The sequence below is a fragment of the Streptomyces sp. NPDC050211 genome, from assembly GCF_040656035.1.
Lineage (GTDB): Bacteria > Actinomycetota > Actinomycetes > Streptomycetales > Streptomycetaceae > Streptomyces.
This window is the reverse complement of the sequence record NZ_JBFALC010000001.1, coordinates 315,726-334,185: the sequence shown is the minus strand read 5'-3', so window position 1 is coordinate 334,185 and position 18,460 is coordinate 315,726. Positions and strand designations below refer to the sequence as shown.

13 protein-coding genes are annotated in these 18,460 nt (G+C 69.9%); 5 read left to right on the top strand and 8 right to left on the bottom strand.

Features of this window, described 5'->3' with window-relative positions:
• Window positions 1-36: 36 nt before the first annotated feature.
• Window positions 37-1,272: a site-specific integrase gene (locus AB0I98_RS01460; RefSeq protein WP_362933543.1), complete on the top strand. Its 1,236-nt coding sequence runs from the start codon at window positions 37-39 to the stop codon at window positions 1,270-1,272.
• 287 nt (window positions 1,273-1,559) lie between these two features.
• Here AB0I98_RS01460 and AB0I98_RS01455 read toward each other — a convergent pair whose 3' ends face one another.
• A complete protein-coding gene (locus tag AB0I98_RS01455; RefSeq protein WP_362933773.1) occupies window positions 1,560-2,702 on the bottom strand; it encodes a magnesium and cobalt transport protein CorA in 1,143 nt (380 codons plus the stop codon).
• 203 nt (window positions 2,703-2,905) lie between these two features.
• Between AB0I98_RS01455 and AB0I98_RS01450 the strand changes: the two genes are divergently transcribed.
• Window positions 2,906-4,018 (top strand): winged helix DNA-binding domain-containing protein, encoded by a 1,113-nt coding sequence (locus tag AB0I98_RS01450; protein WP_362933540.1) that lies wholly within the window; start codon window positions 2,906-2,908, stop codon window positions 4,016-4,018.
• Between the two features lies 1 nt (window position 4,019).
• On the opposite strand, the gene AB0I98_RS01445 is transcribed toward AB0I98_RS01450, so the two are convergent.
• From AB0I98_RS01445 to AB0I98_RS01435, 3 genes are all read right to left on the bottom strand, one after another.
• Complete coding sequence (locus tag AB0I98_RS01445) at window positions 4,020-4,667, bottom strand: LysE family translocator (protein WP_362933537.1); 648 nt, start codon at window positions 4,665-4,667, stop codon at window positions 4,020-4,022.
• Window positions 4,668-4,803: 136 nt separating this feature from the next.
• Complete coding sequence (locus AB0I98_RS01440) at window positions 4,804-5,595, bottom strand: serine protease (protein ID WP_362933534.1); 792 nt, start codon at window positions 5,593-5,595, stop codon at window positions 4,804-4,806.
• 201 nt (window positions 5,596-5,796) lie between these two features.
• A complete protein-coding gene (locus AB0I98_RS01435; RefSeq protein ID WP_362933531.1) occupies window positions 5,797-8,607 on the bottom strand; it encodes an AAA family ATPase in 2,811 nt (936 codons plus the stop codon).
• Window positions 8,608-8,864: 257 nt separating this feature from the next.
• On the opposite strand from AB0I98_RS01435, the gene AB0I98_RS01430 reads away from it, so the two are divergent.
• Entirely contained in the window at window positions 8,865-10,535 is a 1,671-nt protein-coding gene (locus AB0I98_RS01430) for an AMP-binding protein (protein ID WP_362933528.1), read from the top strand.
• Between the two features lie 5 nt (window positions 10,536-10,540).
• The gene (locus AB0I98_RS01425; protein WP_362933770.1) at window positions 10,541-12,127 is read left to right on the top strand and encodes an AMP-binding protein; all 1,587 of its coding nucleotides are present in this window, start codon (window positions 10,541-10,543) and stop codon (window positions 12,125-12,127) included.
• A 106-nt stretch (window positions 12,128-12,233) separates the two neighbouring features.
• On the opposite strand, the gene AB0I98_RS01420 is transcribed toward AB0I98_RS01425, so the two are convergent.
• On the bottom strand, window positions 12,234-12,923 hold the full coding sequence (locus AB0I98_RS01420) for a hypothetical protein (RefSeq protein ID WP_362933525.1): 690 nt from the start codon (window positions 12,921-12,923) through the stop codon (window positions 12,234-12,236).
• Between the two features lie 218 nt (window positions 12,924-13,141).
• Between AB0I98_RS01420 and gcl the strand changes: the two genes are divergently transcribed.
• On the top strand, window positions 13,142-14,926 hold the full coding sequence (gene gcl / locus AB0I98_RS01415) for a glyoxylate carboligase (RefSeq protein ID WP_362933522.1): 1,785 nt from the start codon (window positions 13,142-13,144) through the stop codon (window positions 14,924-14,926).
• A 215-nt stretch (window positions 14,927-15,141) separates the two neighbouring features.
• Here the strand turns inward: gcl and AB0I98_RS01410 are convergent, their stop codons facing one another.
• The 3 genes from AB0I98_RS01410 to AB0I98_RS01400 form a co-directional block, all read right to left on the bottom strand.
• A complete protein-coding gene (locus tag AB0I98_RS01410; protein WP_362933519.1) occupies window positions 15,142-15,396 on the bottom strand; it encodes a hypothetical protein in 255 nt (84 codons plus the stop codon).
• A 531-nt stretch (window positions 15,397-15,927) separates the two neighbouring features.
• Window positions 15,928-17,385, bottom strand: a complete 1,458-nt coding sequence (locus AB0I98_RS01405) for a catalase (RefSeq protein ID WP_362933516.1) — start codon at window positions 17,383-17,385, stop codon at window positions 15,928-15,930.
• Between the two features lie 183 nt (window positions 17,386-17,568).
• Window positions 17,569-18,459 carry a 2-hydroxy-3-oxopropionate reductase gene (locus AB0I98_RS01400; protein WP_362933513.1) on the bottom strand — a complete coding sequence of 297 codons (891 nt, stop codon included), beginning with the start codon at window positions 18,457-18,459 and terminating at the stop codon, window positions 17,569-17,571.
• Window position 18,460: the final 1 nt, after the last annotated feature.

The window sequence follows — 18,460 nt, the reverse complement described above, 5'->3', positions numbered from 1 at the left end:
TCTTGCTACTTCCGTCATCTACCTGGAAGGGACCATTTGGCCGGCTACATCGAAGACCGCTGGATCAAGAAGAAGAAAGACCCCGCCACCGGCAAGCGGGAACGCACCGCCCGCTACGGCAAGGGTTCCCGGTACCGGGTCGCCGGTATCCCCGGAGTCCGGGACAAGTCGTTCGACGCGCTGGAAGACGCCAAGGCGTGGCTACGCAGGGCCGGCACCGACAGCGAGCGCGGCGAGTTCGTCGACCCCCGCGACGGCTCCATCTCGCTGGACGACTACGTGACACGCTTCTGGCAGACAGGAGTTCGCGGCGCTCCCGGCACGGTCAAACGCATCGACGAGCGCGTCCGCCTCCACATCCGGCCTCAATTGGGCACCGTCGCCCTGCGGGACATAAGCCCGGCCGTTCTACGTGGCTACATCGCCGCGCTGGAGAACGAATGCTCGCCGCGCTACGTCCGGCAGATTCTCGGCTCGCTCTCGAACATTTTCGAGACCGCGATCGACGACAAGCGGCTGGTCCGCAACCCGATGCGGGCCAAGTCCGTGCGGTGGCCCAAGGTGCCGGAGGATCAGCGAGAAGCCTGGCCGCTGGAGATCGCGCAGCGCGTACGGGACGCGATCAAAGCGCGCTACCGCATTGCAGTCGTGCTGGCACTGGGCTGCGGGCTGCGGCAGGGTGAGGTCTTCGGGCTTTCGCCGGAGGACGTCGACTTCGCCCGCGGAGTGCTGCGTATCCGTCGGCAGGTACAACTCCTCGGTGGGCGGCTGTACTTCACCCTGCCGAAGGGCGGCAAGACCCGCGTCGTCGACATGCCTCCGTCGGTCGCGACGGCCCTGGCCCAGTACTTCATGGAGTATCCGGCGGTCGAGGTGGAGCTGCCGTGGGGCGGTCCGGAGCCCGATCGGGAGACGAAGAAGTTCCCGCTCGTCATCACCACGACGTACGGCAACGCTCTTCGCGCGAACATCTTCAACGTCGAGGTGTGGAAGCCGGCCTTGGCCGCCGCAGGCGTCATCCCCATGCGGAAGAAGGACGAGCGGTGGAAGGCGTCTCGCAAGGACGGCTTCCACGTGCTCCGGCACACGTACGCCTCGGTCATCCTCGAAGCGGGCGAGTCCGTCGTCACCCTGGCCCGCTGGCTCGGGCACTCGAGCCCGACCATCACCCTGGACTACTACGCCCACTTCATGCCCGAGGCCGGGGGCAAGGGGCGCGGGGCCATCGATGCCTTGCTCGGCCACCCCGCCGCCGTTGCCACGGCCTCGTAGACGTCCACTCTCCACAACCCGCGAAACGGATGGGCGCAGCAACCTGCTGTGCCCATCCGTTTTTGGTGTTCCGACTCGGAAGCCCACTACTCTCCGTGCGGACCACCGCTTCCAGATGGCGCCATAGCGGCGAAGCTCTCGCAGGTCAACGTCCGCGATCGCAGCAGACCGCCCGCATCGGACCGCGGTTGATTCTCCCCAGATTCTCCCCAGCAGCCTCAGACGCTCCGTCGGAGCGTGCGATCGAGGATGCCACTCCTCGTGGCGGCGCCTCTCGCGGTGACTACTCAGAGCCAGTCTTTCCGTTTGAAGATCGCGTACAAACTGGTGCATACGATAGCCATTAGGGTGATAGCGAAGGGGTATCCGAGTACCCAGTGCAACTCCGGCATCCGGTCGAAGTTCATCCCGTAGATCGTCCCCACCAGCGTCGGAGCGAACAGAATCGCCGCCCAAGAAGAGATTTTCTTGATCTCCTCGTTCTGCTCGAACCCCGCCTCCGCCAACGCCCGCATTTCCGCGTTCTGTTGCTGGGTGACCAGGGTCGTGTTCACGGTGAGGATCTCCGTGAGGGCCTGGCGGAAGCCGTCGACGCGTTCGCTGGTGTGGGTGACGTGGTCGGCGACATCGCGGAGGTAGCGCTGGAGTTCCTCGTCCGTGCCGTATTTGGCGAAGCCGGCCATCAGGCCGTGCAGCATGCCGACGAGGGGGCGGGTGGCGCGCTGGAACTCGACCATTTCGCGGGAGAGTTCGTAGATGCGGCGGGACACTTCGGGGTCGCCGCTGAAGACTTCCGTCTCGATCTCGTCGATGTCGTTCTGGACGCCCGAGACGACGGGTACATAACCGTCTACCACCGCGTCCAGGATGGCGTAGAGCACCGCCTCCGGGCCTAGTTTCAGCAGGTCCGGTGACTCCTCCATGCGCTGGCGGACCGCCGACAGGTCCGGTGCCGCGCCATGGCGGACCGTGATCACGAAGTCGGGGCCGACGAACACATGCAGCTCGCCGAAGTCGACCTCCTCCGGCGCGTCGAGATACCTGGCCGCCCGCAGCACGACGAAGAGCGTCTCGCCGTAGCGCTCCAGCTTCGGGCGCTGATGGGCCTCCATCGCGTCCTCGACCGAGAGGGGATGGAGGTCGAACTCGGCGGCCAAGGAGAGGAGTTCGCTCTCGGTGGGGCGGGCGAGGCCGATCCATGCCATGCCGGCCGGCTTCTCGCGCAGCTCGTGGTAGGTCTCGGCGAGGGTGGCGGGGGAGGACACGCGAATGCCGTCCTGGTACAGGACGGCCTGGACGACGCTGCCCTGTTCGGGGGTGTCCGCCGATGCCGGAGAGGACGGGGCGGGCTCGGGCTCTGTCTCGGGTGCCGGCGGCTGGTGGTTCAGGGCGCGGCGCCAGACGGACTTCCTGGAGTTCTTCGCGGCGATGGCGGCACCTCCCTGCTGGTCCCTCGCTGGTCCCTTGCTAGTCCCTTGCTAGTCCCTGCTGGTCATGCTCCAGCGGAGCGGTTGATCACGGAGCAGGATATACGGGGGCATACGACATCGGGGCGGGCGGGTGGATGGGTGGCACGGAATCGGCTGAGAGTTGCGGACAGAAGGTGTCCGCAAGCGGGGCTAGCGTGCGGAGCATGACGAAGACGACGTCCGCGACCGCCCCCGTGCTCGGCATCCGCGCCCTCAACCGCGCGACCCTCGACCGGCAGCTGCTGCTGCGCCGCTCGCCGCTGACCGCGCTGGCGGCCGTGGAGCATCTCGTCGGTCTCCAGGCCCAGGAGGTCAAGGCGCCGTACTACGCGCTCGCCGCCCGGCTCGACGGATTCAGGCCCGAGGAGCTGTCGGGGCTGCTGGAGCGCCGTGAGGTGGTGCGTATCGTCACCATGCGCTCGACGATCCATCTGCACACCGCCGACGACAGCCTCACCCTGCGTCCGCTGGTGCAGCCCGCCCGGGACCGGGAGATCAACTACTTCCGCAAGGGGCTCGTCGGTGTCGACCTGGACCGGCTCGCCGTACTCGCCCGTGAGCTCGTGGAGGACGGGCCGCGCACGATGAAGCAGCTGCGTGAGGCGCTGAGCGTCGAGTGGCCGGACGCCGACCCGCAGTCCCTGGCCGTCGCCGCCCGCTGCAAACTGCCCCTCGTCCAGGTCACCCCGCGCGGAATGTGGGGCAGGAGCACCCAGGTCTCCCTGACCAGCGTCGAGCACTGGCTGGGGCGTCCCACCGAGCCCGCCGCCTCCGCCGACGCCACGGTCCTGCGCTATCTCGCCGCCTTCGGGCCGGCCTCCGTGAAGGACATGCAGACCTGGTGCGGCCTGACCCGGATGCGCCCCGCCTTCGAACGCCTCCGCCCTCAGCTGGCCACCTTCCGGGACGACAACGGCGTCGAACTCTTCGACCTCCCCGACGCCCCCCGCCCCGACCCGGACACCCCGGCCCCGCCCCGCTTCCTGCCCGAGTTCGACAACCTGCTCCTCTCCCATGCCGACCGCACCCGCGTGGTGCCGCCGCCGAACCGGGGCCGTACCTGGCAGGTGAACACGGTCTACTGCCCGTTCCTCGTCGACGGCTTCCTCGCCGGCGTGTGGCGGATCCTCGACGGCGCCCTCGTCATCGAGCCCTTCGGCACGCTCACCAAGGCCCAGCGCGCTGAGGTGACGGAAGAGGGGGCGCGGATGCTCCAGGTGATGCACAAGGACTCGTCGTACGACATCCGCTTCGGGACCGTGATCCCCGCGTCGTGAGTCAGTCCGCCCGGCCCGTCACCGCCACCGTCACACCCAGCCCGATCATCGTGCAGCCGCCCGCCCCGCCGATCAGGGACAGCCGCCGGTCCGAGCGGGCGAACCAAGCGCGGGCCGCCGACGCGGTGAGGCCCCACAGGGTGTCCGTGACCAGGCCGATCAGGATCGGGATCAGGCCCAACACCAGCATCTGCAAGGGGACTTGGCCCGCCGAGTGGTCCACGAACTGGGGGAGTACGGCGGCGAAGAACACGACGCCCTTGGGGTTGGTGACGCCGACCAGGGCGCCGTCGAGGAGCGTACGGAGGTCCCCGCGGGCCGGGCGGGCGGAGGCCGGCCCGGTCGCCGTCAGCCGTAGCTCCTTGCGGTGCCGGAAGGCCTGCACGCCCAGGAACACCAAGTACGCCGCGCCCGCCAGCTTGACCGCGAGGTAGACCGTCACGGACCGCTCGACCAGTGAGCCGATGCCCACGGCGACCGCGACCACCAGGAGATAGGAGCCGAAGACGTTGCCGAGCGCCGTCGCCACCGCGGTCCGGCGGCCGTGGGCCAGCGCACGTCCGATGACGAACAGCACGCTGGGGCCCGGGATCAGGACCACCAGCAGCGACATCGCCGCGAAGGCCAGCAGCCGGTCGGCGGACACCATGACCATCACCTCCGTAGAGGCGGCCATTCAAACCCGGGGCGGGCGGACATGGATAGGGGGCGTTGCGGGCTGCTCGTGGAAGCCCGCAACGCCCCCTGGTCTTTCACCTGAGGGGTTGCTCAGGAGAACTGCCGGGTCACGAGTCGATCTGCTCCGTGACCTCGTCCGAGAACGTGGTCAGCCGGGTGTAGACACCCGGGTAACCGGCTGCCGCGCAGCCCTCGCCCCAGGAAGTGATGCCTGCCAGGACGCCCCCGATGAGCAGGGGACCGCCGCTGTCGCCCTGGCAGGTGTCGACGCCGCCGTCTTCGTAACCGGCGCAAACCATGTCGGACTGGACGAAGTCCGAACCGTAGGAACTGCCGCAGCTCGAGTCGGCCACGAGCGGGACCGTGGCCGTCCGCAGCTGGTTGGAGGAGCTGCCGCCCGCGGAGGTGGTGCCCCAGCCGAGGATGCGGGCCGTGGCGCCCGTCGCGTACACGTCGGTGTCGTCGGCGGAGACATACGGGGCGGTCGTGTACGGCATCGAGGTGGCCAGAGTCAGCACGGCCACGTCGTCGCCGTTGGTGGCGTCGGTGTAGTCGGGGCTGACCCAGATGTCGGTGACCTCGCTGACCGTGCCGTTCGTGCCGTTGAGGTAGGTGCGGCCGCCGACGACTCTGACGTCGCCGGCGCTCTCGCCGGTCATACAGTGCGCGGCGGTGACGACTTTGGTGGCCGAGACGAGCGTGCCGCCGCAGAACTGGTCTTCCGAGGCGTCCGTGATCTGCATCATGAACGGGTACGCCGTCGTCGTGGTCGTCGTACCGCCCACGATGGGCTGCGGGGCGGCGACCGCGGTGGGGGCGGTCAGCAGCGCGGTCGCGGCGGCGGCAGCGGTCGCCGCGACGGCGGCGGCGGTCTTCGTGGCACGGGTGAGCCCGAACATGAGTCTCCTCAAGAGGTTGCCGGTGGGGGGTCGCACGGGTGTGGGGGGTTGCACGGGGGTCTCGGGACCGACCCCCGTATGCCCGGGCGAGCGGCATGGCCATACGCTAAGCGGGCGCACAGCCTCCTCCCAATGAGGGAACCCCCTAAGGGAGTTGGGGAGGGAAAACCCTCGGTCGCGCCCAGTAAACCCGCACCGGTCTCACTTCGCGCGGCGTCCTGCCGCCAGTCGGACGATATCCACGCGCGAACGGATCCCCAGCTTGCGGTAGACCCGGGTCAGGGTCGCCTCGACCGTCTTGACGCTGATGAACAGACGCCCGGCGATCTCCCGGTTCGTCGCGCCCTCCATGACGAGCGCGGCGACCTGACGCTCCATCGAGGCGAGGCCCTCCAGCCCGTCGAGCGCGACCGGCTGCTGCGCTACGGGCTCCGGCGGGCTCGCGTCCGCCGCCGCGTCCACCTGTCGCAGCCACGGCAACGCCCGGCACCGGCGGAAGAGCCGCGCCGCTTCGTCGTACGACGTCCCAGTGGGCCGCCGAGTGCGCAGCGAGGCCAGTACGAACGCGGTCCGGGCCTCCTCCAGGCCGTAGCCCAGCTTGGCGAGGCGGTCCTGGACCGACGTCAACTGGGCGACGGCGGCGTCGTGTTCGCCGCGTGACGCGCGCACCAGCGCCTCCGCGCGGTCCAGTACGGCGAGCACGCTCTCGCGGCCGAGCCGCATCGCCTGTTCGCGGGTGACGTCGATGAGGTCCTGCGCCTCGGCCGGTTCGCCGATCCGCACCAGCGCCTCGGCGAGGTCGCCGTGCCAGCGGCCGCGCGCCGGGTCGGTGATGCCGAGCGCCTGCTCCAGTTCCCGTACCCGCCGCAGTGAGCGGACCGCCTCCGGTGCGTCCCCGGCGACCAGTTGGGCGTACCCGAGGGCGGCCAGGGCCCGGGAGATGTACACCTGGTCGCCGCCCTCCTCGGCGTGCTCGACCGCTTCCCTGGCCAGTGCCAGCGCCCGGTCCACCTCGCCGCCCGAGGCCTCCGCGATGGAGGTGAGGACGGCGGAGGCCACCTCGCCGATCCCGCTGTCCCGGGCCAGCCGCAGACCCTCCCGGGCCAGGTCCAGCGCACGGCCGCAGTGCCCGGACCGCAGTTCGGTCTCGGCCACCCCGCGCAGGAAGTGCACCTCGCTCTCGACGGAGCCGCGCCGCCGCACCTCGCGCAGCAGCGCGGTGACCGTCGCCCGCGCCTCGGCCAGCTGATCGCTCATGATCAGCCAGCGGAACCGGGAGTAGCCGGCCCCGTTGTGATGGCAGGCCACCCGCGGGTCCTGAGGTTCCGTCAGCGCGCGCCGGATGGTCGCGGGGGCGTTCGTGTGGCCCATGAGGGTCTCGATCTGGGCCTGGAAGGAGAGCGCCATCAGCTCGGTGTACCGGTCGCCGGCCCGCTCGGCCAGCTCCGCCGAGTACGCCGCCGCCCGGCGGGCCTCGTCGAAGTCACCCTCCACCAGAAGGCCCCGCCAGGCGAGCTGGTAGTGGATCAGGGCGAGCAGCTTCGGGTCGTCGCCCGCGTCGGCGAGGGCCTGCGGGAAGACCGAGTCGACCTCGGTCATGGCGTGGCCCGCCGTGTCGATCACGATGATCCAGGCCCGTACCCGGTCCTCGGGCACGGTCGTCCGGCTGAGCACCTCCCGGGCGATGTCCCGGGCGAGGTCCAGGTCCCCGGCGGTGATCGCGTCCTCGGCGGCCTGCAGGCGCAGCACCTCCGGGGTCGGCTCGCCGTCCGCCGGGGTGTGCCGGGCCGCGAGCAGCCCGAGGGAGGCGGCCACGGACGGTGCGCCCCGGTCCCGGGCCAGGGTGGCGGCCTCCGCGAGCCGGGCCGCCACCTCCGGGTCGGTGCCGGTCGTCGCCAGGGCCAGATGCCGGGCCCGCTCGATCGGGTCGGAGGCCGCGGTGGACAGCGCGACATGCGCGGCCCGCCGCTCCTGCGCGGCGGCCTCCGCATACAGCGCGGCCGAGATCAGCGGATGCGCGAACCGTACGGCCGGACCCTCGGACTCGGTCGCCAGCAGGCCCAGCGTGGCCGCCTGGGCGGTCTCGGCCTCGGCGTTCTCACGGCCGGCCGCGTGCAGCAGGGCCAGTGTGGGGCGGGCGCCCGCGCTGGCCACGAGCAGGGTGTGGCGGACCTCGTCGGAGAGGTTCTCCAGTCGGCTGAGGACGAGGGCCCGCAGCGAGGTCGGCACCGGCAGCGGTTCGCCGGGCCGGGGGCGGGCGGGGCTCTCGGCGAGCGCGCGGCCCAGTTCGAGGGCGAACAGCGGGTTGCCGCCGCTGGTGCGGTGGATCTCGCGGACCGTGGACCGGGACAGGCCGGTGTAGCCGCGGTGGTCGAGGAGGTCGGAGACCTGGGTGCGGGAGAGCGGGTTGAGGCGGACCGCGAGGGTGTCCGGTGGGGACGCGCGTAGATGACGGTCGTACTCCTGGCCCTCGGTCCGTACCGCGCACAGCATGCGCACCGGGGTGTCGCCGAGGCGGCGGGCGGCGAAGCCGAGGAGTTCGGCGCTGGCCGGGTCCAGCCACTGCAGGTCGTCGGCGACGATCAGGACGGGGCCCGCGGCGGCGAGCGCGCGCAGCGCGGACAGCACCGCCAGGCGCAGCGCGAGTCCGTCGCGCTGGAGGGTGGACTCGCCGCGGCCCGTGAGCGCCGACTCCAGGGCGGTGCGCTGGGCGGCGGGCAGCTGGTCGGACACCTCGTCCAGGGCCAGTCCGAGCAGGTCGGCCAGGGCGAGGAAGGGGAGATGGGATTCGGACTCGGTGGCCGAGCAGCGCAGCACGGTCCGTGCCGCGTCGGCATATTGCGCGGCCAGCGCCCGCAGGAGTGTCGACTTTCCTATTCCGGCGGGACCGTGGAGCAGCACGCTGCCGCCCCGGCCGAGCTGCTCACGCGCCTGAGCGACCTGCTCCTCCCGGCCGATGACCAGGTCGGGGCGGCATCTGGCAGGCTCCTTGAAGTCCCGTCGCACGGTCACCGCTCCCCTCCGTGTGTCGTGTCCGGGCCAATATTAGGCAACGGGTCTTTGAAATTCGGACGTGTGACGAGGTGAGGGAAATAACAAGGGTGAGCAGCGGGGGTGGAGCATAGGGAAATTCAAAGCACGAGTGAATGAATAGTGGTCGTCGCAGCGGGCTCGACCCAGGCGCGTGACAGCGGTGCCCCGGCGGGGGTAGGGAGACCTGGAGCAGGTCGGGGAGCCGCCCGACCGGCTTCCGGTGATGAGGAGGACGGATGACGACGTCGACGGAGGAGTTCCGCAGGGCACGGGACTTCCTGCTGGAGCACCGCGAAGACTACGCCGCCGCGTACGAGGGCTTCACCTGGCCTCGGCCGGACCACTTCAACTGGGCGCTCGACTGGTTCGACGCCATCGCGCACGGCAACGCCCGGACCGCGCTGCACATCGTCGAGGAGGACGGCGGCGAGGTCCGGCTGTCCTTCGGTGAGATGTCCGTGCGCTCCGACCAGTTCGCCAACTGGCTGCGCGGGCAGGGCGTCCGTGCCGGGGACCGGATCCTCGTCATGCTCGGCAACCAGGCGGAGCTGTGGATCACCGCGCTGGCCGCGATGAAGCTGCGTGCCGTCGTCATCCCGGCCACCCCGCTGCTCGGCCCCGCCGACCTGCGGGACCGGGTCGAGCGCGGCCGGGTCCGGCAGGTGATCGTGCGCCCCGAGGACACGGTCAAGTTCGCCGAGGTGCCCGGCGACTACACCCGCATCACGGTCGGCGACGCGCCCGCGGGCTGGCTGTCGTACGAGGAGGCCTACGAAGCCCCCGCCGACTTCACACCCGACGGCCCGACCCGCGCCGACGACCCGCTGATGCTCTACTTCACCTCCGGTACGACCGCTCGCCCCAAGCTCGTCGAGCACACCCACGCCTCGTACCCGATCGGGCATCTCGCCACCATGTACTGGATCGGCCTCAAGCCCGGCGACGTACACCTCAACATCTCCTCCCCGGGCTGGGCCAAGCACGCCTGGTCCAATCTGTTCGCGCCGTGGAACGCGGAGGCGACCGTCTTCCTGCACAACTACACGCGCTTCGACGCGGCCCGGCTGATGGCGGAGATGGACCGGGCGGGCGTGACCACGTTCTGCGCGCCGCCGACCGTGTGGCGCATGCTCATCCAGGCCGACCTGACCCAGCTGCGCACCCCGCCGCGCGAGGCCGTGGCCGCGGGGGAGCCCCTGAATCCCGAGGTCATCGAGCAGGTCCGCCGGGCCTGGGGCGTGACCATCCGCGACGGCTTCGGTCAGACCGAGACCGCCGTCCAGGTCTCCAACAGCCCCGGCCAGCCCCTGAAGACCGGCTCCATGGGCCGCCCCAGCCCCGGCTTCCGCGTCGACCTCCTCGATCCGGTCTCCGGCGCCTCCGGCGCCGCGGAGGGCGAGATCGCCCTCGACCTCTCGGCCCGCCCGGTCGGTCTGATGACCGGCTACCACGGCGACCCGGAGCGTACGGCGGAGGCGATGGCCGACGGCTACTACCGCACCGGAGACATCGGCTCCCGGGACGCCGACGGCTACATCACGTACGTCGGCCGGGCGGACGACGTGTTCAAGGCCAGCGACTACAAGATCTCCCCGTTCGAGCTGGAGAGCGCCCTGCTGGAGCACGAGGCGGTCGCCGAGGCCGCCGTCGTGCCCGCACCGGACGAGCTGCGCCTCGCGGTGCCGAAGGCGTACGTCGTCCTGGCGGCGGGCTGGGAGCCGGGTCCCGACACGGCGAAGGTGCTGTTCGAGCACTCCCGGGAGACTCTCGCCCCGTACAAGCGCATCCGCCGCCTGGAGTTCGCCCCGCTGCCCAAGACCGTCTCCGGCAAGATCCGCCGCATCGAACTGCGCGAGGCCACCGCCGCCAGCTCGGACGCCGAATACCGCGAGGAGGACTTCCGGTGAGCTCGTTGAGTTCGTACACCCATGGGACCGGCGACACCCCGCTGCTCGGCGACACGATCGGCGCCAGCCTGGACCGCGCGGTCGCCACGTGGCCGGACCGGGAGGCGCTCGTCGACGTGCCGTCCGGACGGCGCTGGACGTACGCCCAATTCGCCGCGGACGTCGACGAGTTGGCGTACGCACTGCTCGCGAGCGGGGTCGCCAAGGGGGACCGGGTCGGGATCTGGGCGGTCAACTGCCCCGAATGGGTCCTCGTCCAGTACGCCACCGCCCGCATCGGCGCGATCATGGTGAACATCAATCCGGCCTACCGCACCCACGAGGTCGAGTACGTCCTGGGCCAGGCCGGCATCTCGCTGCTGTTCGCCTCCCTCCGTCACAAGACGAGCGACTACCGGGCGATGGTCGAGCAAGTGCGCGGCAAGTGCCCGCAGTTGAGGGAGACCGCTTTCATCGGTGACCCGAGCTGGGATGCGCTGATCGCGCGGGGAACGCCGGCCGCGTACGAGGACCTGTCCTGCGACGACCCCATCAACATCCAGTACACCTCGGGCACGACGGGCTTCCCGAAGGGCGCCACGCTGTCCCACCACAACATCCTCAACAACGGTTACTTCGTCGGTGAGTCGATCGCGTACACCGAGCAGGACCGGATCTGCATCCCCGTGCCGTTCTACCACTGCTTCGGCATGGTCATGGGAAATCTGGCAGCGACGACGCACGGCGCGTGCATCGTCATCCCCGCCCCCTCCTTCGACCCGAAAGCCACCCTGGAGGCGGTGCAGCAGGAGCGGTGCACCTCGCTGTACGGCGTACCGACCATGTTCATCGCGGAGTTGAACCACCCGGACTTCGCCACGTACGACCTGGCGTCGCTGCGCACCGGGATCATGGCGGGCTCGCCCTGCCCGGTGGAGGTGATGAAGCGGGTGGTCGCCGAGATGCACATGGAGGAGGTCTCCATCTGCTACGGCATGACCGAGACCTCCCCGGTCTCCCTCCAGACCCGGATCGACGACGACCTGGAGCACCGCACCGGCACGGTGGGCCGCGTCCTCCCGCACATCGAGGTGAAGATCGTCGACCCGGCGAACGGCACGACCCAACCGCGCGGCGTCCCGGGCGAGTTGTGCACCCGCGGCTACAGCGTGATGCTCGGCTACTGGAACGAACCCGAGAAGACCGCCGAGTCCATCGACGCCGCCCGCTGGATGCACACCGGCGACCTCGCCGTGATGCGCGAGGACGGTTACGTGGAGATCGTCGGCCGCATCAAGGACATGATCATCCGGGGCGGCGAGAACATCTACCCGCGCGAGATCGAGGAGTTCCTCTACGCCCATCCGAAGATCGCGGACGTCCAGGTGGTCGGCGTACCGCACGAACGCTACGGCGAGGAGGTCCTCGCCTGCGTCATCCCCCGCGACCCGGCTGCCCCGCCGACCCTGGAGGAACTGCGGTCCTTCTGCGACGGACGCCTGGCCCACTACAAGATCCCGAGCCGGCTGCGGATCCTGGAGGCGTTCCCGATGACCGTGTCGGGAAAGGTGCGGAAGGTCGAGTTGCGGGAGGAGGCCGCGAGGTCGCTCTGACGCCGGGCTGTCAAGCGCGCCCCGAAGGGGCGCGGGGAACTGCGCGACCAGCCACGACGGCGCCGCAGAGAACCGACGGCATATCGCGGCACCTCCAGGGGACCGCTCACGCGCCGCAGGCCCCCGCATCCAGGTCGTCCGCGAGACTGTTGACCGGCTGCGGCGTCCCCGTGAGATCGAGGACGAAGAGCGGCACGCCCAGGTCGTCGGCGCGGCTACGCGCATCCGTGGCATAGCCGGCGAGGGAGAAGTAGACGCAACCGGCGGACTCCGTCATGGCCGTCAGCCACAGGCACTCCACGTCCCGGAGTGAGGCCGGGCGCACGGTCGGATCGACCTGGGCCAGCAGGCCGCGCGCGGCGAGGCCGATGCCGGACGGGGGCCGCTGGTCCGCCCGGCGGATGTCCTGGTAGCCGAGCCAGCGCAGATACAGGGCCGCGGCGGTGACCGCGTCGCGGGCCGTGCGGATGGTCACCGGGGTGAAAGCGCGACGGGGGACGGGCGGCGCGGGCTCGGCCACCGTGCCCTCGGCATCCGCCCGCGCCACCGGGACCCGCAGCAGCGTTCCGCAGGGACAGCCCAGTTCCGGCCGCGGCCACTGGTCGCTGCGGCCGCACGCGGCGCAGCGCACGGTGACCCATTGCTCGTCCCAGACCGGGTGGGTGACGGCCGTCGCGGTCCCCGCCGGATCGAGCGGCGGGATCACCGGCGCCCCGCACGCGCACGGATAGGACGGCGCCGAGTAGAGCTGCTCACGCCGACAGGCGGGGCAGCGTACCGACACGCTCTCGGACATGGCCCACTCCAGGACGAGATCACGACCGCACACCGGGACAGCGAGGCCATCGTCCTCCAGAAAACGCCTGCTTGTCCGTCTCTTGACTGCCCTTCCCCGCCCCACCTACATTGATTCCAGATAGCAGAAAAGCAATTCCACTATACGGAAAACAAACGGAAGTACTCACCGCGGGGCGCGACGGGAGTGCGAACCGACAGCCGAAGCAGGAGTACTCCATGGCTCGTATGACCGCTGCCCGCGCGGCAGTCGAGATCCTCAAGCGCGAGGGCGTCAGCAACGCGTTCGGTGTCCCGGGCGCGGCGATCAACCCGTTCTACGCGGCGCTCAAGGCCTCCGGCGGTGTCCAGCACACCCTCGCCCGGCATGTCGAGGGCGCCTCGCACATGGCGGAGGGCTACACCCGGACCCACCCCGGCAACATCGGTGTCTGCATCGGTACGTCCGGCCCCGCCGGCACCGACATGATCACCGGCCTGTACTCCGCCATCGGTGACTCCATCCCGATCCTGTGCATCACGGGCCAGGCCCCGACCGCCGTGATCCACAAGGAGGACTTCCAGGCCGTCGACATCGCCTCGATCGCCAAGCCGGTCACGAAAATGGCCGTCACCGTCCTGGAGGCCGCGCAGGTCCCCGGCGTCTTCCAGCAGGCCTTCCACCTCATGCGATCCGGACGCCCCGGCCCCGTCCTCATCGACCTGCCGATCGACGTCCAGCTGACGGAGATCGAGTTCGACCCGGACACGTACGAGCCCCTCCCGGTCTACAAGCCCGCCGCCTCCCGCGCCCAGATCGAGAAGGCGATCGGCATGCTGAACGCCGCCGAGCGCCCGCTGATCGTGGCCGGCGGCGGAGTCATCAACGCCGACGCCGCTGAACTCCTCGTCGAATTCGCCGAGTTGACCGGCACACCGGTCGTCCCCACCCTCATGGGCTGGGGCGTCCTGCCCGACGACCACGAGCTGAACGCCGGCATGGTCGGCCTGCAGACCTCGCACCGCTACGGCAACGCGACCTTCCTGGAGTCCGACTTCGTCCTCGGCATCGGCAACCGCTGGGCCAACCGCCACACGGGCCGTATCGACGTCTACACCGAGGGCCGGACGTTCGTCCACGTCGACATCGAGCCCACCCAGATCGGCAAGATCTTCGCGCCGGACTACGGCATCGCGTCGGACGCGAAGGCCGCGCTTGAGCTGTTCGTCGAGGTGGCACGGGAGTTGAAGGCGGCGGGCAAGCTGCCTGATCGGGGTGAATGGGCGGCTGCTGCCCAGGAGAAGAAGGCCACCCTCCAGCGCCGTACGCACTTCGACAACATCCCGATCAAGCCGCAGCGTGTCTACGAGGAGATGAACAAGGCCTTCGGCCCGGAGACCCGGTACGTCTCCACGATCGGCCTCTCGCAGATCGCCGGCGCCCAGATGCTGCACGTCTACCGGCCGCGCCACTGGATCAACTGTGGCCAGGCGGGCCCCCTCGGCTGGACCGTCCCGGCCGCGCTCGGCGTCGCCAAGGCTGACCCGGAGGCACAGGTCGTGGCGCTCTCCGGCGACTACGACTTCCAGTTCATGATCGAGGAGCTGGCGGTCGGGGCACAGCACAAGATCCCGTACGTCCATGTCCTGGTCAACAACTCCTACCTGGGCCTCATCCGCCAGGCGCAGCGGGCGTTCGAGATCGACTTCCAGGTCAACCTGGAGTTTGAGAACATCAACTCGCCCGAGATCGGCGTCTACGGCGTCGACCACATCAAGGTCGCCGAGGGCCTGGGCTGCAAGGCGATCCGGGTGACCGACCCGAACGAACTGGGCGCGGCGCTGGAGAAGGCCAAGAAGCTCGCTGCCGAGTTCCAGGTGCCGGTGGTCGTCGAGGCGATCCTGGAGCGGATCACCAACATCTCCATGTCGACGACCAACGACATCAGCAACGTCGTCGAGTTCGAGGAGCTCGCGACCGAGCCCGGCCATGCGCCGACGTCGATCAAGACGCTGAAGGTCTGACAGGCGTAACCGCGAGAGGGGCGGTCCAGCCGGAAGGCTGGGCCGCCCCTCTGCGTGTGCTCACTGGGCCGCTACGGGCCCGCCGCCCCCGTGCCGGCGGGCCCGGCATGACACCAATGTGCCCCCACGAGAGGCCGGTTGATGCCGTGCGGCAGGCTGTTCAGAGGATGATTTGAGGGTTCCGTAGACCGCGTACGACCGGTGGCGTACGTGGCTCAGTGCTCGTGGTGCTGATGGTGCTCGTGGTGTTCCGACAGGCCCGGCCAGTCGTCGGGGCCGCCGCCCTGCCACTCGATGAAGTCGCTCTCCGCGAGGTCCGTGACATACAGGTCGGCCAGCCGCAGGATCTCGCTCACGTCGTCCTCGTGCGTGGCGATCCCCAGTGTCTCGTCGCCCGACGTGACCCGCCGGGAGCCGTCCAGGGCAGGCGGATGCACCACGATGTGCGGATGCTCCGTTGGATGTGCCATGCCTTCAGGCTGCTGCGGACGCGCCGGTTCCGCACCCCGGGAACACCGAAGAGCGCCGGATACGGGACCGTCCGTATCCGGCGCTCTTCAGCCCGGTGAGAGCCTGTGTCACATCCCCGGTCGGATCAGCGCGCGGCGTCTGGTGCGTGCGATCGCAAGGCGCCGGAGCGTCCTCGATGGGGGAGGAGCTACTAGGACGTTTCGGCAACGCGGCGAGCGTGCGTGCCAGGCGTCGGGCGCCCGACCGGGGATGTGACACAGGCTCTAGGGTTGTGGCCGTCCGGCGGCGCGAGGCTGGGCGCGACAGGACGTTCGCGCTGCCGGACGGGGCTTGTATGGCTGGGGCCGCGGCGGATGCGACGGAGCCTGGAACGCCTTCCCTCAGGTCGAGAAGGGGAACTCGGGTCCTTCACCACCGCACTGGCTCGCAAGCCGCCGCGGTCCCCGGCCTGCCCGCGCCCTGCCTCCGGCCACCCCTCATCCGGGCCGTTCGGCTGTCGCGGGCCGTCTTGGTCGGTCCTCTCAGACCTCTCAGTCCTCGCGCAGGGCGTGGACGGCCTCCTCCACCCGCTTGCCGTACTCCGGGTCGGCGGCGTGGAAGTGGGCCAGGTTCTTCTCGATCACGTCGTCGCGGGAGACCTGGGAGAGGCCGCCGGCGATGTTCGCGATCAGGCGGGACTTCTCCTCGGCGGACATCAGGCGGTACAGCTCGCCCGCCTGGAAGAAGTCGTCGTCCTTGGTGTGCAGCGGGGCCTCGTGCGTGCCCGTGTGGCCGTTCACCGCCAGCGGGGCCGACAGCGGGCGGCCGGTCTCCGCCGGGCCGTCGTAGGAGTTCGGCTCGTAGTTCTTGGCGTGGCGGCCCTGGGAGTTGGAGGCCATGAAGCCGTCGCGACCGTAGTTCTGAGCGGTCGTCGCCTTCGGGGCGTTCACGGCGAGCTGGGTGTGGTTGACGCCCAGGCGGTAGCGGTGGGCGTCCGCGTAGGCGAACAGGCGGCCCTGGAGCATCTTGTCGGGGGAGGGGCCGATGCCCGGAACGAAGTTGTTCGGGGAGAACGCGGCCTGTTCGACCTCGGCGAAGACGTTGTCCGGGTTGCGGTCCAGCACCAGCCGGCCGACGCGCTGGAGCGGGTAGTCCTTGTGCGGCCAGACCTTGGTCAGGTCGAAGGGGTTGAAGCGGTAGTCCGCCGCCTCGGCCGCCGGCATGACCTGGACGTGCAGGGTCCACGACGGGTTGACGCCCCGCTCGATCGCCTGGAGCAGGTCCGTCTGGTGGGAGTTGGGGTCCTTGCCCGCGATCTCCGCGGCCTGCTCGCTGCTGAGGCAGCGGATGCCCTGGTTGGTCTTGAAGTGGTACTTGACGAAGAAGACCTCGCCGTCGGCGTTGGTCCACTGGTAGGTGTGCGAGCCGTAGCCGTTCATGTGGCGGTACGACGCCGGGATGCCGCGGTCGCCCATCAGCCAGGTCACCTGGTGCGTGGCCTCGGGGGCGTGCGCCCAGAAGTCCCAGACGTTGTCCGGCTCCTGCTTGCCGGTGAACGGGTCGCGCTTCTGCGAGTGGATGAAGTCGGGGAACTTGATCGGGTCCTTGATGAAGAAGACCGGGGTGTTATTCCCGACGAGATCGTAATTGCCCTCCTCCGTATAGAACTTGACCGCGAAACCGCGCGGGTCGCGGACCGCGTCCGCACCGCCCAGGTTGTCGGCGACGGTCGAGAAGCGCAGGAAGACCTCGGTGCGCTTGCCGACCGTGTTCAGGAAGTCGGCGTGGGTGAAGCCGGTGACGTCGTCGGTCACCTCGAAGTAGCCGTACGCGCCGGAGCCGCGGGCGTGCACCACGCGCTCCGGGATCCGCTCCCGGTTGAAGCGCGCCAGCTTCTCCAGGAGGTGCTGGTCCTGGAGCAGGAGCGGGCCGCCGATGCCGGCGGAGGCGGAGTTCTGGTTGTCGGCGACCGGGGCGCCGGACTCGGTGGTGAGCACGCGCTTCGACATCTGGACCTTCCATGCGGGTGTCAGCGGGAAGTTTCGGAAAAGAACTTCCGCTTTGTGGAGCCTAGGAGTGGGGCGAACTGGACGTCAACAGTTTGTTGAAGTTGATTCCGGGCCGCGGCGGCGCCTGGGCGCGACAGGACAGTTGTCAGCGCCGCCGCGGCCCGGAAGTCTCGGGGTGGCTCGTCAGAGCTGGGCGCCGGAGAGGCGCTCGACGGCACGCAGCAGTGCGCTGTGGTCCAGGCCGCCGTCGCCCTGCGCGCGCAGGGACGCGACCAGCTGGGCGACCACCGCGCCGACGGGCAGGGCCGCGCCGACGTTGCGGGCGGCGTCCGTGACGATGCCCATGTCCTTGTGGTGCAGGTCGATCCGGAAGCCCGGCTTGAAGTCCCGGTTCAGGAAGTTGTCCTTCTTGCGGGTCAGCACGGTGGAGCCGGCCAGCCCGCCGTTCAGGACGTCCAGCGCGGCCGTCAGGTCCACGCCCGACTTCTCCAGGAAGACCACGGCCTCGGCGCACGCCTGGATGTTCACGGCGACGATCAGCTGATTGGCGGCCTTCACGGTCTGACCCGAGCCGTGCGGACCGCACAGCACGATGGTCTTGCCCAGCGCCTCGAAGATCGGCTTCGCGGTGTCGAAGTCGGCCTGCTCACCGCCGACCATGATCGACAGTACGGCCTCGATCGCACCGGCCTCACCGCCGGACACGGGCGCGTCCAGGACGCGGATGCCCTTGTCCTTGGCCGCCTTCGCCAGGCCGACCGAGGTCTGCGGGGTGATCGAGGACATGTCGATCAGCAGCGCGCCGGACCTCGCGTTCTCCAGGATGCCGTCCGGGCCGTACGCGATGGCCTCGACCTGCGGGGAGGCGGGCACCATCGTGACGACCACGTCGGCGTCCCGCACGGCCTCGGCGATCGAACCGGCGGCGGTGCCACCGGCGGCGGCGAGCCGGTCCAGCTTGTCCTGCTCCAGGGTGAAGCCGGTGACGTCGTAGCCCGCCTTGATCAGGTTCTCGGACATGGGGGAGCCCATGATGCCGAGGCCGATCCACGCGATCTTGGGAAGGTTGCTCATG